Source organism: Flavobacterium sp. UBA4854, from assembly GCF_002399805.1.
Classification (GTDB): domain Bacteria; phylum Bacteroidota; class Bacteroidia; order Flavobacteriales; family Flavobacteriaceae; genus Flavobacterium; species Flavobacterium ginsengisoli.
This window is the reverse complement of sequence record NZ_DHEI01000037.1, coordinates 20,938-21,741: the sequence shown is the minus strand read 5'-3', so window position 1 is coordinate 21,741 and position 804 is coordinate 20,938. Positions and strand designations below refer to the sequence as shown.

Sequence of the window (804 nt, the reverse complement as noted above, 5' to 3'; positions counted from 1 at the left end):
ATCAAACTGCAAAACGGCAGTTGTAGAGGTTAAAGTTGTAAATACAATAGACGCAATACTAGATACTATTACTCCAATTAATGGAAACATTGGAGGAACAACAATATTGCTAGCAGAAAACGATACACTAAACGGTAATAAAGTAGTAATTGGGACTAATTCAGGAGAAGTTACAATAAATATTGTTGGCACTTTACCGTCTGGATTAACGCTAAATACAAATGGAACTATTACAGTAGCCCCAAATACGCCAAAAGGAAATTATAATATAGAATATATAATATGTGAAGTAGGTGCAGTTCCAGCAAACTGCGACTCGGTAACAGTTACTGTTCCGGTTACGGCAGGAAATCTGGTTGCGAATGCAGATGAGATTCCATCAGTTTTAGGATCGGACGTTCCCCAGACATTAGGGAAAAATGTTTTTGAGAATGACACTAAAAACAATCAGCCATTAGATCCGGCAGATGTTACGCTTAAAACTACGACTGCAGATCCAAAAGGATATCTGACTGTTGATGCGGACGGAAACATTGTTTTAGGAGCAAATCCTCCAGCGGGAACTTATGAATTGACATATGAAATCTGTGAGAAACTGAATCCGGACAACTGCAGCTCGAACACTGTGAAAGTAACAGTTGGCTTGCCTGCAATCGATGCGGTTGAAGACGTAATCGCTTCAATAAACGGAAACATTGGAGGAACAACAATCTCATTGACGGCAAACGATAAGTTGAACGGAAAAGCGGTAGCGGTTGGAACAGGAGCAGGAGAAGTTAAGTTTGAAATTATCGGTACGCTTCC

At 39.9% G+C, this 804-nt stretch carries 1 pseudogene; it reads left to right on the top strand.

The window, feature by feature from the left end:
- Positions 1-804 (top strand): annotated as a pseudogene (locus B3J44_RS05000) (hypothetical protein); the annotation flags it as partial.